The 14919-nt window shown below is 63.1% G+C and carries 17 protein-coding genes; 7 read left to right on the top strand and 10 right to left on the bottom strand.

What is annotated here, in order from left to right; all coding sequences use genetic code 11:
* The 3 genes from BLT75_RS19195 to BLT75_RS19185 all read right to left on the bottom strand — a co-directional run.
* Positions 1 to 502 (bottom strand): GTP-binding protein (locus BLT75_RS19195; RefSeq protein WP_143028594.1); only part of this gene is annotated, 502 nt, incomplete at its 3' end.
* A 107-nt stretch (positions 503 to 609) separates the two neighbouring features.
* A complete protein-coding gene (locus tag BLT75_RS19190) occupies positions 610 to 1209 on the bottom strand; it encodes a hypothetical protein (RefSeq protein ID WP_093035770.1) in 600 nt (199 codons plus the stop codon).
* 100 nt (positions 1210 to 1309) lie between these two features.
* Positions 1310 to 3658, bottom strand: a complete 2349-nt coding sequence (locus BLT75_RS19185; RefSeq protein ID WP_093035699.1) for a DNA topoisomerase IV subunit A — start codon at positions 3656 to 3658, stop codon at positions 1310 to 1312.
* A 216-nt stretch (positions 3659 to 3874) separates the two neighbouring features.
* Between BLT75_RS19185 and BLT75_RS19180 the strand changes: the two genes are divergently transcribed.
* From BLT75_RS19180 to BLT75_RS19155, 6 genes are all read left to right on the top strand, one after another.
* Positions 3875 to 4519: an SH3 domain-containing protein gene (locus tag BLT75_RS19180; RefSeq protein WP_176828135.1), complete on the top strand. Its 645-nt coding sequence runs from the start codon at positions 3875 to 3877 to the stop codon at positions 4517 to 4519.
* Positions 4520 to 4594: 75 nt separating this feature from the next.
* On the top strand, positions 4595 to 5422 hold the full coding sequence (locus BLT75_RS19175) for an SDR family NAD(P)-dependent oxidoreductase (protein WP_093035693.1): 828 nt from the start codon (positions 4595 to 4597) through the stop codon (positions 5420 to 5422).
* 78 nt (positions 5423 to 5500) lie between these two features.
* On the top strand, positions 5501 to 5701 hold the full coding sequence (locus tag BLT75_RS19170; RefSeq protein WP_093035766.1) for a twin transmembrane helix small protein: 201 nt from the start codon (positions 5501 to 5503) through the stop codon (positions 5699 to 5701).
* Positions 5702 to 5704: 3 nt separating this feature from the next.
* Entirely contained in the window at positions 5705 to 6277 is a 573-nt protein-coding gene (locus BLT75_RS19165; RefSeq protein ID WP_093035690.1) for a cob(I)yrinic acid a,c-diamide adenosyltransferase, read from the top strand.
* Positions 6278 to 6537: 260 nt separating this feature from the next.
* Positions 6538 to 7296 carry an electron transfer flavoprotein subunit beta/FixA family protein gene (locus BLT75_RS19160; RefSeq protein ID WP_093035687.1) on the top strand — a complete coding sequence of 253 codons (759 nt, stop codon included), beginning with the start codon at positions 6538 to 6540 and terminating at the stop codon, positions 7294 to 7296.
* Positions 7296 to 8225 (top strand): electron transfer flavoprotein subunit alpha/FixB family protein, encoded by a 930-nt coding sequence (locus tag BLT75_RS19155; protein ID WP_093035684.1) that lies wholly within the window; start codon positions 7296 to 7298, stop codon positions 8223 to 8225. Before BLT75_RS19160 ends, BLT75_RS19155 begins: the two co-directional genes overlap by 1 nt.
* Positions 8226 to 8286: 61 nt before the next feature.
* On the opposite strand, the gene BLT75_RS19150 is transcribed toward BLT75_RS19155, so the two are convergent.
* A complete protein-coding gene (locus tag BLT75_RS19150) occupies positions 8287 to 9117 on the bottom strand; it encodes a DUF6473 family protein (protein WP_093035681.1) in 831 nt (276 codons plus the stop codon).
* A gap of 167 nt (positions 9118 to 9284) precedes the next feature.
* Between BLT75_RS19150 and BLT75_RS19145 the strand changes: the two genes are divergently transcribed.
* Complete coding sequence (locus BLT75_RS19145; RefSeq protein ID WP_093035678.1) at positions 9285 to 10160, top strand: 3-hydroxybutyryl-CoA dehydrogenase; 876 nt, start codon at positions 9285 to 9287, stop codon at positions 10158 to 10160.
* Between the two features lie 76 nt (positions 10161 to 10236).
* On the opposite strand, the gene BLT75_RS19140 is transcribed toward BLT75_RS19145, so the two are convergent.
* Genes BLT75_RS19140 through BLT75_RS19115 form a run of 6 tightly spaced genes read right to left on the bottom strand, consistent with a single transcriptional unit; the run spans position 10237 to position 14908 of the window.
* Positions 10237 to 11130 carry a lysophospholipid acyltransferase family protein gene (locus BLT75_RS19140; protein WP_093035675.1) on the bottom strand — a complete coding sequence of 298 codons (894 nt, stop codon included), beginning with the start codon at positions 11128 to 11130 and terminating at the stop codon, positions 10237 to 10239.
* A 41-nt stretch (positions 11131 to 11171) separates the two neighbouring features.
* Positions 11172 to 11441 (bottom strand): HPr family phosphocarrier protein, encoded by a 270-nt coding sequence (locus BLT75_RS19135; protein ID WP_093035672.1) that lies wholly within the window; start codon positions 11439 to 11441, stop codon positions 11172 to 11174.
* Between the two features lie 16 nt (positions 11442 to 11457).
* Positions 11458 to 11850 (bottom strand): PTS sugar transporter subunit IIA, encoded by a 393-nt coding sequence (locus BLT75_RS19130; protein WP_093035669.1) that lies wholly within the window; start codon positions 11848 to 11850, stop codon positions 11458 to 11460.
* A complete protein-coding gene (gene rapZ / locus BLT75_RS19125; RefSeq protein WP_093035666.1) occupies positions 11847 to 12728 on the bottom strand; it encodes an RNase adapter RapZ in 882 nt (293 codons plus the stop codon). Before rapZ ends, BLT75_RS19130 begins: the two co-directional genes overlap by 4 nt.
* Entirely contained in the window at positions 12725 to 13195 is a 471-nt protein-coding gene (locus BLT75_RS19120) for an HPr kinase/phosphorylase (RefSeq protein WP_093035663.1), read from the bottom strand. Before BLT75_RS19120 ends, rapZ begins: the two co-directional genes overlap by 4 nt.
* Before the next feature lie 3 nt (positions 13196 to 13198).
* Entirely contained in the window at positions 13199 to 14908 is a 1710-nt protein-coding gene (locus BLT75_RS19115) for a sensor histidine kinase (protein WP_093035660.1), read from the bottom strand.
* Between the last annotated feature and the right edge of the window lie 11 nt (positions 14909 to 14919).

Raw genomic sequence — 14919 nt, 5'->3', positions numbered from 1 at the left:
CCTTGACGATCGGAATGTCGTCGCCGGGGAAGTCGTACGAGCTCAGAAGCTCGCGCACTTCCATCTCGACCAGTTCCAGCAGCTCTTCGTCGTCGACCTGGTCGACCTTGTTCATGTACACGACCAGCGCCGGAACGCCGACCTGACGCGCCAGCAGGATGTGCTCGCGGGTCTGCGGCATCGGGCCGTCAGCCGCGTTCACAACCAGGATCGCGCCGTCCATCTGCGCCGCACCGGTGATCATGTTCTTCACGTAGTCGGCGTGGCCGGGGCAGTCCACGTGGGCATAGTGGCGTGCTTCGGTCTCGTATTCGACATGCGCCGTCGAGATCGTGATCCCGCGCGCCTTCTCCTCGGGTGCCGAGTCAATCGCGTCATAGGCTTTGAAGTCACCAAAATACTTGGTGATTGCTGCGGTCAGCGTGGTCTTGCCGTGGTCAACGTGCCCAATCGTGCCAATGTTGACGTGCGGTTTCGTACGCGCGAACTTTTCCTTTGCCATTCCTCAGGCGCCCTTTTGCGGTTTGGGGGACCCTTGGTCCCGGGTTACATCTGCGCGCGCGGGATATTTGGTTCAACGAAGAAAATCAAGCCAATCCTGTCGGATTGTCAGTCTTCCAGCGGTTTGAGCAGCCCGGTCGTGGCGTCAGGCGCGGTCTCGGCCCCGGGCCGCTTGTTGAACCAGCCATTTTCCTTCTGCATCTTGACGAGCCAGTCTTCGATCTGGCCCACAGCGTTGCGTGACAGACCCAGAAACTGCTCTTCTCTGGTGCGGGCATTGCCCGATCCCATAAGCCAGGATTCGCCGGTGGTTGTCTCGAAGACGGTGAATTGTTCGACCTCGGGATTCAGCTTGCTCTGGGTTGCATCGTCCCAGACCGTGACATTGATGATCAGCGCCGATTTCGGGCTGTAGACCACCGGCACCCCCGGTGGGGCCAGCATGTAACCCTCGACGCTGATGCCGAGATGATAGAACTGCGTCCCATTGTATTGGGTGAACCGTTCGCCCACGGCCGCTTTCAGCGCCGCCTCCCATTCCTCGGGTTTGGCATCACGCGAGATCGGACCCTTTTGCGCCTTGCCGGCAAAGACCACGTAGTGGCCCAGCTTGAATTCGCCGAGATCCTCGAGCGGTTCCTCGGGGGTTGCGGCGGTGCAGGCGGCCAGCAGGGCCATCCCGGTCAACAGGGCAAGTATACGGATCATGAGCAGGTCTCGGCTGTCCTCGGGTTTTGGGGGATGTAGCGCAGTGATGCCGCCAATGCCAAGCCGCATTGCCGAGAATTCGCCTATCACACGCTCTTGATCACGTGAACCGGTAGCTGCGCGGGAAGCCGTACGGCGGTTTCTTGCCTACGCTTGCCCGTTTGGACAGCCACTGGCCAAGATCGGTCTCGTGACGGGTCTTGTCGCCGCCCATCGACCATTTCAGCCCCTCGTCCCAGTTGAACGTGGTCACGTCCGAAAGGCCGCCGTCGAGTTCGAGCGTGCCCTGGCGGCCGCGCGCCATGTTGTACTTTTGCAGACGCACCCCCTTACCACGGCCCATTTCGGGCAGTTCGGCGATGGGAAAGACCAGGAACTTGCCATTCTGCGACACGACCGCCACATGGTCGCCCCGGACCGGATGGCAGATCAGCGCGCGTTCGTCAGGGCCGACGTTCAGCACCTGCTTGCCGGTGCGGGTCTGGGCCAGCACATCCTCTTCGGGCACGAGGAACCCATTGCCCGCGTTCGAGGCGACGATTAGCTTGCGGCCGGGGCGGTGGATCAGGATGTCGACGATCTCGGCCTCGTTGGGCAGATCGACCATCAGGCGCAGCGGCTCACCCATGCCGCGCCCACCAGGCAGGTTGGCGGCGCCCAGCGTGTAGAATCGCCCGTTGGAGGCAAAGACCAGCAGCTTGTCGGTGGTTTCGGCGTGGAAGATGAAGCGCGGCCCGTCGCCATCCTTGAACTTCAGTTCGCGGGCCAGGTCGATATGGCCGGTCATGGCGCGGATCCAGCCCATCTGCGAACAGACCACGGTGATCGGTTCGCGCTCGATCATAGCCTCGAGCGGCACATCCTCGACTTCGCCCGCCTCGGCAAAGCGGGTCCGGCGGGCACCGCCGGAATACTCCTTGCCAAAGGTCTTTTTCGTCTCCTTCAGCTGTTCGGCGATGCGGGCCCATTGCAGGGCGGGATCGGCCAGCAGATCTTCGATCCCGGCGCGTTCCTCCATCAGGGCGTCGCGTTCGCGAATCAGCTCCATTTCCTCGAGCCTGCGCAAGCTGCGCAGGCGCATGTTGAGGATCGCCTCGGCCTGCACCTCGCTGAGTTCGCCATCGCCCGGCGCCGGCGAGACATAATCGGCCTCGCTGAGCGCGCGGCGGTGGTCGATGCCCCATTCCTCGCGCATCAGCGCGGCCTTGGGGTCCTCGTCGTAGCGGATGATGTCGATCACCCGGTCAAGGTTGAGGAAGGCGATGATGAACCCTTCGAGAACCTCGAGCCGATGGTCGATCTTGCCCAGCCGGTGACGCGAGCGGCGCAAGAGCACCTCTTGCCGGTGGTCGAGGAAGGCGCGCAGCACCTCCTTCATCGAGCAGACCTTGGGCGTGACCCCGTCGATCAGCACGTTCATGTTCAGGCTGAACCGCACCTCGAGATCCGAGTTGCGGTAGAGCATGCCCATCAGCACCTCGGGATCCACGTTCTTGGTGCGCGGCTCCAGCACCACCCGGATGTCATCGGCGCTTTCGTCGCGCACATCGGCGAGGATCGGCACCTTCTTGGTCTGGATGACCTCGGCCAGCTTTTCGATCAGCTTCGATTTCTGGACCTGATAGGGGATCTCGGTGACCACGATCTGCCACTGGCCGCGGCCGAGATCCTCAACCTCGTATTTACAGCGCAGGCGGAAGCTGCCACGCCCGGTGCGATAAGCCTGGGCGATGCTTTCGGCCGGTTCAACAATAATGCCGCCGGTGGGGAAATCGGGGCCGGGCACATAATTCAAGAGCGTGTCGTCGCGCGCATCGGGCGTCTTGATCAGATGCAGGCAGGCGTCGCAGAGCTCGGCGATGTTGTGGGGCGGGATGTTGGTGGCCATGCCCACCGCGATGCCGCTGGCGCCGTTGGCCAGCAGGTTGGGGAATTGCGCCGGCAGCACCACCGGTTCGGTCAGCGTGCCGTCATAGTTGTCGCGGAAATCGACGGCGTCCTCGTTCAGGCCATCAAGCAGCGCCTCGGCGACGATGGTCATCCGCGCCTCGGTATACCGGCTGGCGGCCGGGTTGTCGCCGTCGATATTGCCGAAGTTGCCCTGCCCGTCGACCAGCGGGTAGCGGACGTTGAAGTCCTGCGCCAGGCGCGCCATCGCGTCATAGATCGCGGCATCGCCGTGCGGGTGATAGTTGCCCATCACGTCGCCCGAGATCTTGGCCGATTTGCGGAAGCCCCCCGAGGAACTGAGTCGCAATTCGCGCATGGCATAGAGAATCCGGCGGTGCACCGGCTTCAGACCGTCGCGCGCGTCGGGCAGCGCACGGTGCATGATCGTGCTCAGCGCATAGGTCAGATAGCGTTCGCCAATGGCGCGGCGCAGCGGTTCGGCCACCTCGTGCCCGCCGCTGTCTTCCTTCATGTTGGGGTCGTCGATCGTTTCGCTCATAGATGATGTGATACGCGCTCTGTCGTTTCGGGTAAAGCAACAGGCGCGGAATTTGCTGGGGACAAGTCCGGGTTTCTGGGCTGTGGCTGGGAAAACCCGGCGAGATCGCCCCTTTTTGGACTCGAGCCGGTGAATATGCTAGGATCGAGCCAGCCCGTCTGCGGCCCGTTTCAGTCATTGAATTTCAGTTCGCTTAGGTTCGAGGAGGCGCTTGTCATGCGCTTTGTTATCATTTCTTTCCTGTTTCTCGGCTGGGCTTTCTGGGAACTCAGCGGGGGTGCGGATTTCGAACCTCGGGGCGTACGGGCGCCAAAATCTGAACGTGTTGCCGAGACCCCGCAGAAATCTGCCGTTCCCCTGGTAAAGTCCGAGCCGGCAGCCTTGGTGGCGAAGGTCAAGCTGACCCCTTACAAGCCCGAACCGACGCGGCAAGAAGAGACGGTCGCTCCGAGCGCGTTGACATCGGAAGAGCGGCTGGCCGCCCTGGCCCGGAGCCGTGCGAGCCTGGGCAAGGGACTCTCGCTGTTCGAAACCGACCCGGGCCAGACGATAACGCTGGCCTCGCTGGAACAGGGTGCATTGTCGTTCCGGGTGGAACCGACCGAACCCGGACCGCAGGATGAACAGCCCGGGACCAGGGCAATAGCCCCCCCTGGCCCCGATCTGCGCGAGGTGACGGTGGCGCGTGTCAACATGCGCGATGGGCCGGGCACGATCTATCCGGTGATCGCGCGTCTGACCATCGGCCACGCGGTCGAGGTGCTCGATGACAGCAGCACCGGGTGGTTGCGGCTGCGCGTGTTGCCGGAACAACAGATTGGCTGGATCGCAGCGTCACTCATCAGCAAAAAGTCGGACTGAGGCACCGGGGCCATTGCCGTGAAGTGGTTCACGCCCTAGCACTGAACCAACATCGGGGCAGTGCGGTCATCCATCATGGCGAAATCCATTCTCATCACCGGCTGTTCGTCGGGCATCGGTCTGGCGGCGGCGCATGGGCTGCGCGCGCAGGGCTGGCGGGTTTTTGCATCCTGCCGGCAACAGCGCGATTGTGACCGGTTGCGCGCACAGGGGTTCGAAAGCCCGCTGATCGACTATGCCGATGCCGAAACCATTGCTGCCGGGCTGGCCGAGGTTCTGGCCGCCACCGGCGGCACACTGGATGCCCTGTTCAACAACGGCGCATTTGGCATGCCCGGAGCGGTCGAGGACGTGCCGACCGAAGGATTGCGGCACATCTTCGAGACGAACTTCTTCGGCTGGCACGAGCTTACCCGGCAGGTGATCCCTGTGATGCGGGCCCAGGGGCACGGGCGGATCGTGCAATGCTCGTCGGTTCTGGGGCTGGTGGCCTATCCATGGAGGGGCGCCTACACGGCGACCAAGTTCGCTCTGGAAGGGCTCAGCGACACACTGCGGCTGGAGCTGAAGGACACCGGCATTCACGTGGTGCTGATAGAACCAGGGCCGATCACGTCAAAGCTCAGGGAAAAGGCAATCCCGCATTTCGAGCGGTTCATCGACTGGCAGAACTCCGCCCTGCGGGAAAAATACGAGGGAAGCCTGCTGAAACGGCTCTACGAGGATCGCGGGCCGGACCGGTTCGAACTGCCGCCTTCGGCGGTGACGGCCAAGCTGATCCGGGCGCTGGAGGCGCGACGACCGGCACCGCGCTATTATGTCACCACGCCGACCCATATCGCCGGTTTCCTGCGGCGGATCCTGCCCACCCGGCTGAGCGACTTTGTGCTGGGGCGGGTCTGAACCGAAAAACCGGTTCGCTTTTCCGGCGTACCCGGCTAGATGAGGGGCAACGGAAAGATAACACAAGCGAGGCACAGCATGGACCTGTTGATGATCGTGCTCCTGATGGCGATGACTTCGGTCGTCGTCGTCCTGGTCATCGGGCTTGGCGGATTTGCCAAGGGTGGCGCGTTCAACGCCAAGTACGGCAACAAGATGATGCAGTTGCGGCTGCTGTTCCAGTTCATCGCGGTCCTGCTGATCGTTCTTTATGTCTATCTGAGCGGGGGGATCTTCTGAGCCATGGTTGTCCTAAACAAGATCTACACGCGGACCGGCGACAAGGGGCAGACCGCTCTGGGGAATGGCGAGCGGGTGGCCAAGTATTCGGACCGGGTTGCGGCCTATGGGACGGTGGACGAGTTGAACTCCTTTGTCGGGGTAGCGCGGCTGGCGGCCAGTGGCGACGTGGAAACGGCCCTGTCGCGGATCCAGAACGACCTGTTCGACCTTGGGGCCGACCTGTGCCGCCCCGAGATGGAAAAGGACGCGCAGGCGGAATATCCGCCGCTGCGTATGGCGGCAGCGCAGGTGGCGCGGCTGGAGGCCGAGATCGACGCGATGAACGCGGATCTGTCGCCGCTGCGCAGTTTCATACTGCCCGGAGGTTCGGCGCTGGCCGCGCATCTGCATGTCTGCCGCACCGTGGCACGGCGTGCCGAACGGCTGACCGTGGAACTGGCGGCGCAGGAGTCGGTCAACTCGGATGCGGTCACCTATCTGAATCGGCTGAGCGACTGGTTCTTCGTCGCGGCACGGGTCGCCAATGACAACGGCCAGTCCGACGTGTTGTGGGTTCCCGGCGCGAACCGCTGAGCGGCGGGAAGCGCGAACCGCTGAGCGGCGGGACATCCGGCGGGCGATCCGGTTTCGGGTCGCCCTGCTAGCGCTCACAGCCATCAACGGCCCGAATTCTTGTTGCGCATCTTCGCCGCGAAATGGCAAAACGCGACGTCCCAAGCACATGACGTGACGATTTTGCCCTGTTGCCGCGCGCTTCAAGCCGCTATCAAACGCGGCGAGAGCATTGGGAGTCGCATGGCGGCTTGCCGTTTTTGTAAGGAGAAAACGCAAAGATGAAGGTCCTTGTACCCGTCAAGCGCGTGATTGACTACAACGTGAAGGTTCGCGTGAAAGCGGACGGATCGGGTGTCGATCTCGCCAATGTGAAGATGTCGATGAACCCGTTCGACGAGATTGCCGTCGAAGAGGCGATCCGCCTGAAGGAGGCCGGCAAGGCCGACGAGATCGTCGTGGTCTCGGTCGGGGTCAAGCAGGCGCAGGAAACCCTGCGCACCGCGCTGGCCATGGGCGCGGACCGCGCCATCCTGGTGGTGGCTGCCGATGACGTGCATACCGATATCGAACCGCTGGCCGTCGCCAAGATTCTCGCCAAGGTCGTCGAGGAAGAGCAGCCGGGCATCGTGCTGGCCGGCAAGCAGGCAATCGACAACGACATGAACGCCACCGGCCAGATGCTGTCGGCGCTGCTGGGCTGGAGCCAGGGCACCTTTGCCTCGGAACTGAGCGTCGAGGGCGATCACGCGCTGGTCACCCGCGAGGTGGACGGCGGCCTGCAGACCATCAAGGTCAAGATGCCCGCCATCATCACCGTCGACCTGCGCCTGAACGAGCCGCGCTATGCATCGCTGCCGAACATCATGAAGGCGAAGAAAAAGCCGCTGGATGAGAAGACCGCCGCCGACTACGGCGTCGACGTCAGCCCGCGTCTGGAAATCGTCAAGACCGCTGAACCGCCGGCACGCGCGGCGGGCATCATCGTTGGCTCGGTCGACGAGCTGGTTGCGAAACTGAAAGAAGCGGGGGCTGTGTAATGGCTGTTCTTCTCCTTGCCGAAGTCACCAATGGTGAATTGTCGGTCGATGCGACCGCCAAGGCCGTGAGCGCCGCACGCGGCTTGGGTGATGTGACCGTTCTGGCCGCCGGCGCATCCGCCGCAGCCGCCGGTGAAGCCGCCGCCAAGATCGACGGTGTCTCCAAGGTGCTGGTCGCCGAGGATGCCTCGCTGGGCCACCGCCTGGCCGAAGCCACCGCCGCGCTGATCGTAAGCCTCGCCGACGGCTACGAGCACATCGTCGCCCCCGCCACCACCGACGCCAAGAACGTGATGCCGCGCGTGGCGGCATTGCTCGACGCGATGGTGATCTCGGACGTGTCGGGCGTGGTCGACGGGTCCACCTTCGAACGCCCGATCTATGCCGGCAACGCGGTGCAGACCGTCAAGTCGAAAGACGCCAAGAAGGTGATCACCTTCCGCACCTCGACCTTTGACGCCGCCGGTCAGGGCGGTTCGGCCCCGGTCGAGACCATCTCGGTTGGCGCCAACCCGGGCCTGAGCGAGTGGATCGAAGACAAGGTTGCGGCCTCCGACCGCCCCGAGCTGACCTCGGCCGGGATCGTCGTTTCGGGCGGCCGCGGCGTGGGTTCGGAAGCGGACTTCAAGCTGATCGAAGGCCTGGCCGACAAGCTGGGCGCTGCTGTCGGCGCTTCGCGTGCAGCAGTCGACTCGGGCTATGCCCCGAACGACTGGCAGGTGGGCCAGACCGGCAAGGTCGTGGCGCCGCAGCTGTACGTCGCGGTCGGTATCTCGGGCGCGATCCAGCACCTGGCCGGCATGAAGGATTCGAAGATCATCGTCGCCATCAACAAGGACGAGGAGGCGCCGATCTTCCAGGTCGCCGACTTCGGCCTCGTCGCCGACCTGTTCCAGGCGGTGCCGGAACTGACCGAAAAGCTCGGCTAAGGCCGGGACCAAGATTTTTCGACGAAAAATCTCGAACAGGCCCGCCATCAGGCGGGCCTTTTCATGTGTCGAGGTCCTGCAAGGCTCGAAACACTCGGTCTGCAATGATTCTATGCGTGGCCGGTCCAATCATGTGTTCCGCGGCGGGTTCCTGAAGCATGCCGAAGATCATGTCGTCAAGTTCGTCAGACTGGCCTGCCATCTGGACCGGAATCTCGACCGTGCACAGCGCGTCCGGTGCCAGCGCCGCGACCATCTCGGGCGTGACCATCAGGGGCTCGGCCCCCAATGCCTCGGCTGGATCGTCCGGCCGCATGTGCAGGTAGCGCAGCCAGAGCAGCACGACCCGCCCTCCGAAGGCGGCGATCAGGCGGCGCATCCGGGCTGACCAGGCCTGCTGAAGCTCTGCCCGGACGCTTGCGAAACGGTCCGGCGAGATCGAGTAGAGCCGGCCCAACATGTGCTTGTTGAAATGAAAGTCGGTAAAGTCGACCTCTTGATAGAGATCGGCGAGGGCGCGAGACGCTTCCAGAAACCGGTCGTTTCGGCGCGGGTGCACACGATAGAGCCGGTTCGAGAGGTTGTGCGCGCTGGGAAGCTGCACGATGCAGGCATCGGCCCCGGTGGCGATGCGCGACAGTTCCGGGTCATGCAACAAGGCATCCAGTCCGCTGTTGACGCTGCCAAGGTTGATGCAGGCCTCGCCCATCCGCGTTTCGAGCAGCGCGGGATAGGGAGCGGCCACAAACCGGCCAAAGGTTTCGCTGCCGCCGATACAGGCAAGGTATGGCGCGGTGATGTCGCGGCCCGGGCCGCGAAACCGCAGTTTCGATACGCCGTAGTGACAGGTTAAGGCATCGGGCGCACCCGCGCCCGGCAATTGGTAACTCATTGTTCCCACCAATCCACTGATTTTCACCCAACAGCCACCTTGGCGCCTCAACAGTTGCGATTCGCCTAATGCGCGGATTTGAAGCGAATTGATCGGGTCGCCCCCTCTTGCCGCCGCCCCCGGCCTGCGACTAAGGTCGCAGCGACGCTAGCAAGGGCAGGACGGCGATGGACATTCAAAAGATAGGGGTGATCGGTGCGGGGCAGATGGGCAACGGCATTGCCCATGTGATGGCCCTTGCGGGCTATGATGTTCTGCTCAACGATATCAGCCAGCAGGCGCTGGACGACGCGCTGTCGACAGTGCGCGGCAACATGGCAAGGCAGGCTGGCCGCGGCAAGATCGGCGAAGACGAGATGGAAGCAGCACTGGCGCGGATATCGACCACGCTGACGCTGGCCGATATCGGCAAGACCGACCTTGTGATCGAGGCCGCGACCGAGCGCGAGACCATCAAGCAGGCGATTTTCGAGGATCTGCAACCGCATCTCTTGCCGCATACGATCCTCACCTCCAACACTTCGTCGATCTCGATCACCCGCCTGGCCAGCCGAACCGACCGGCCCGAGCGGTTCATGGGGTTCCACTTCATGAACCCGGTACCCGTGATGCAGCTGGTAGAACTGATCCGGGGCATCGCCACGGATGAGGAGACATTCAGCTCGTGCAAGGCCGTAGTCGACAAGCTGGGCAAGACAGCCGCGAGCGCCGAGGATTTCCCGGCGTTCATCGTGAATCGGATTCTGATGCCGATGATCAACGAAGCGGTTTATACGCTCTATGAAGGGGTGGGCAATGTTCAGTCCATCGACCAGTCGATGAAACTGGGCGCCAATCACCCTATGGGGCCGCTGGAACTGGCCGATTTCATCGGCCTGGACACCTGCCTGGCGATCATGAACGTACTGCACGACGGGCTGGCCGACACCAAGTACCGCCCCTGCCCGCTGCTGACGAAATATGTCGAGGCCGGCTGGCTGGGCCGCAAGACGCAGCGCGGGTTCTACGACTATCGCGGCGAGATGCCGGTTCCGACGCGCTGAGAAACGGCGGCTCTGCCTCCGCTACCCGGTTCGGGCGGCTCCTCTGGAGTATTTTCGAAAAGATGAAGGGGCGCGGTCAGTCCTGGCCGCCCAGCGACAGCGTGTGCCGGCGCAGCCAGGCCATGAAACCGCGCGGATCGCGGCCCAGAAGTTCCATGTCGCTGTCGGAAACCGGCTCGCCGATGACCGGCGCCTGAGGCTTCTTGCAGGAACGCACGATCTCGTGCAGCAGCAACCCCTGTCGCAGGATCGGCGAAACCTGGCAGGCGATCTGGTAGGCGCGGGAGTTGCGGCCGGGGAAATAGATTGGCACCACGCGCGCGCCGGACCGGCGGATCATCTGGGCGGTGAACACGTTCCATTCTCGTTCGATGGGCGGGCCCCACCAACTGTCCGAGGACATCACAACGCCGGAGGGGAAGAGGGCAACGACACCACCGGCCTTGAGGTGATCCATCGCCCTGGCGCGCATCTCGACCATCTTGCGCTGCGCTTCGGGGTCGTGCGGGAACGGCACCGGGATCATGAAACTGGTGGCGGCCTCGTCCAGCCCGGTCAGGACCGAACGGGTCAGAATGCGGTAATCCTGCCGGACGCGGCCGATGAGTTCCGCGAGGATCATGCCGTCAACCATGCCATGCGGATGGTTGGCCACGACCACAACCGGCCCCTCTTTGGGAATGCGGGCGATCTGCTCGGCGGGGGTGAGTAGGTCGATACCCATGGTCTTGAGCGCCCCAGACCAGAATTTCTGCCCGCGGTAATTCTCATTCTGCTTTTCGAACCGGCTGACCATGCGCAGGATCGTCAGCTTGCCGGTGAACCATTCAATGGCCCGGATCGCAAAAGCGGTCCAGGGATCGTCAAAGGAATTGGCGTAGGTCAGAGTCCGGCGGTCGTAGATCTCGCCCTGCGGCGCGGGTTGGTCCACCACTGCGGTCGACTTGTCGTTATGCGCGGTTTCCGCCAATGCGTGTCTTTCCGTTCTTCACCCCGCTTGCGCGGATTGGGTCAGTAGCCTTCGCCGAACTTGTCATTGACCAAAGCCTCCAGCGCATCGGCCAGGGCGTCTGCATCGGGCCCGTTCGTCTCGACGTCAATAGTGGTTCCGCGCGATGCTGCCAACATCAAAAGGCCCATGATGCTGTCACCCGAGGCCGAAAGCCCCTCACGCGACACCTCTGCGGTTGCGTCAAACCCTTCGACCACCTCGACCAGTTTAGCCGAAGCACGGGCGTGCAGGCCCTTTTCGTTGATTATTTTCAAACTGCGTCGCGTCATGCAAATCCGTCCAGTGTCAATCAAAGGAAACATTTTGAGTGTTGATATACTTGCGCCCGGCCTCCATTGCGGCGCGCACCGCATCGCCAACCGGCAAATGCCGGCTCTTGGCCAGCTTGATCAGCATCGGCAGGTTGGCGCCATAAAGAATGCGCCGGTTGGCTGGCGCGCAGGCGCGCAGGCTGAGATTCGAAGGCGAGCCGCCGAACAGGTCTGTCACCACGACCACCCCATCACCGGTATCGACGGCATCGGCCGCGGCGATGATTTCCTGCTGCTTGGCCTCGCGATCATGATCGGCCTCTATGGTGATGGCCGCCAGACCGGGTTGCTGGCCGACCACATGCTGCATCGCAGCCAGGTACTCTTTGGCCAGCCCGCCATGCGCAACGATCACTATTCCGATCAATCCGGCCTCATATCCATTCTGCGGCGTTCCATCTCGCGGTGCCTAATTGACACTTGCTGGCCTGCCTCCGCAAGGGCCTTTGCGACCGCTTCGGCCAGCGCGACCGAGCGGTGCTGTCCGCCGGTACAGCCGAAACCGACGTTGAGGTGCGCCTTCCCCTCCGAACGGAAGGCGGGCAGCAGCGACACCAGCATGTCCCGGACCCGCTCGAAGAAGGGGGCGTACTGCGGATCCGCCGCAACGAATGCGGCGACCTCCGGATCGCGCCCGTCCGCGGCCCGAAGTGCCGGTTCCCAGTGCGGATTGGCCAGGAAACGGCAGTCGAACACCATGTCCAGGCTGCGCGGCAAACCGCGCTTGTAAGAGAAACTCTCGACCGAGACGGCCAATTGCCGGCCCTCGGCGGGGGCGAACCAGCGCTCGACCTCGGCGCGCAGCTGGTGGACATTCATCCGTGACGTGTCGATCAGCGTGTCGGCCACGCCGCGAATGGGTTGCAGAAGCTCCAGCTCCCGCGCGACGCCCGCCTCGGGGCTGGAGCCCGGCGCCATCGGGTGACGGCGCCTGGTTTCCGAAAAACGGCGCAGCAGAACTTCGGCGCTGCAATCGAGATAGAGCGTCGTCACGTTCAGACCGTCGACCGCGCCCAACCGCTTGAGCAGGTCGAGAAACCCGTCGGTGGAGAAATCGCGGTTTCGCACGTCGATTCCCAACGCCAGCGGGCGGTTCAGAGCCGGCCCGTCCAGAAGCCGCATCAGCAGGCCCATCGGCAGGTTATCGATGGCCTCGAACCCCAGATCCTCGAGCACATGGATCGCGGTGGATCGCCCAGCCCCCGAGGGACCGGTCACCAAAACGATGTGCGATGTCTGTGTCATTGACCAGGTCCATCAGGGGAGAAGCGCCCCGTTTTCAGGAGTTGCGCGAGAGATGCCGCTAAATGGGGTATGTTCGGGCGGAAAAGCAAGGGAACGGAATGTCCCAACAGGCATATTTCCCGAAATGGCGGCAGTCGCCGAGACTCCACCTGGTCAAGATCGAGGACCCAGGCCACCGGCGCCGGTCCATGGTCAACGGCCCGCAGAAGGCCGATTCCCCGCGCCTCTACCAGGCCCCGTATCGCCGGCGCGGCCTCGGCCATGACCGAAGTGTCAGAGCGCCGCAACACGACCCTGTCATCGGACACAAGCCCTGCTCCCAGCGCCATGAGATCCAGCGCCAGGGCGGACTTGCCGCTGCCCGATGCCCCCACGATCAACAACGCCCGCCCGTCAAGGGCAACGCAGGAAGCGTGCACATTGGCTTCTTCGCCCGTATTGCAGTTTGCCAGGGTCGGCGATGCCATTGATCAGACCGGCAGACCCACGACGAAACGCGCGCCCAGCGGATCGGAGGTAACGTCTGCCTCGGTGGGGCGGATGTTTTCGGCCCAGATAACGCCACCATGCGCCTCGACGATCTGCTTGGAAATCGCCAGGCCAAGACCCGAGTTGTTTCCGAAATGCTCTTCGGGGCGCTGGGAATAGAAGCGTTTGAAGATCTTTGACAGTGCCTCGTCGGGAATACCGGGGCCAGTATCCTCGACCACCACGAGGACACGGTTGGCGCGCCGCCGCGCCCAGACGCGAATGGCGTCACCATCTTCGCAAAACGAGATGGCGTTGGTGATCAGGTTGACAAAGACCTGTGCCAGTCGCGCCTCGAGACCCTGGATCATGATCGGGTCGGGCGGCATGTCGGTGATGTAGTCGATACCCTTGGACTGCGCATCCTCGCCCAGGTACTGATTGAGATTGTCGAGCATCGCGATCAGGTTGAAGGATTTCTCTTCTTCCTTGACCAGTTCGGCATCCAGTCGGGAGGCGTTCGAGATGTCGCTCACCAGCCGGTCAAGCCGGCGCACGTCATGTTCGATCACCGACAGAAGCTTGTCGCGCTGATCCTCGCGCTTGACCATGCGCAGGGTTCCGACGGCGGATTGCAGGCTGGCGAGCGGGTTCTTGATCTCATGCGCAACATCGGCCGCGAACTGTTCATTGCCGTCGATCCTGTTGTAGAGGGCCGAGACCATGCCGCGCAAGGCGCGGCTGAGGCGGCCGATTTCGTCCGGGCGAGCTGACAGGTCGGGAATCCGGATGCGGCCCGGGTTCATCTGCCGAGAGTTGCGGTCGCGTCCCAGTTCCGCGGCCTCGGCAAGATCGGCCAGCGGGTTGGCGATTGTCGAGGCCAGCACAAGGCTGAGGCCGACCGAAACCAGCAACGCAACAACGAACATCTGCAATACACGTTCCCGGTCACGCCGCGCCAAGGCATCGATTTCACCGGCCGGGCTGGCCATCGCAACTGCCCCGATCGGGCGGCCCCCCTGAAGGATCGGGGCCGCGGCCGCGATCACCGTGCCTCCGGCCGTATTCAGCACGGTTTCAAGGCGGTTTTCCCCCTGCAAGGCACCGGGCACCAGGTGGGAGACCTGCTGTTCGAGGGTCGGCGCGGTGTCCTGAACATTGGCGGAAAAGACGGATGAAACGGCTGACCACAGTGCGCTGAGCGCATCGGTAATGATCGTTGCCCCGACATCATCCCCACTCAGCGCCTCGTTCTGATAGTATGTTTCGGCACCTTTGGTTTGTGCCACGAGGTTCTGTGCTGAATCAAAGACGAAAACTTCGGCACCGCGCCGCAGGGTCAGACCGTCAAGGGTGGCGGCCACATCGACCCCGTCGCCCGTGGCCAGATTGACCGGCGCCGTGTCTGCGATCTGCGCCTCGAACACATCGGCGATCAATTGCGTTTCGCCGATCATGGCGCTGGCACGCTGAACAACCAATCCGTCGCGGGCATCGTTGAGATAGAGAATACCCGCAACCAGAATGATCAGCGCAATCAGGTTGAAGGTGATGATCTTGCGGGTCAGCGGCGAACTGCGCAGCGAAAAAACGCTTCGGCGCGCGCGCATGACCCGCAATTCCTTGGAGACAGTGCTGTTCGGGGCGACCCAGTCGTCGCCCAGCACAACATCTCCGCTGCGATCAACATCTGAGGTGCCGGTGTCGCGCACGTGTTCCCCCC

The sequence above is a fragment of the Ruegeria marina genome (assembly GCF_900101475.1).
Lineage (GTDB): Bacteria > Pseudomonadota > Alphaproteobacteria > Rhodobacterales > Rhodobacteraceae > Ruegeria_B > Ruegeria_B marina.
Note: the sequence above shows the minus strand (reverse complement) of the source record. Positions and strands in the feature narration are given on the sequence as shown.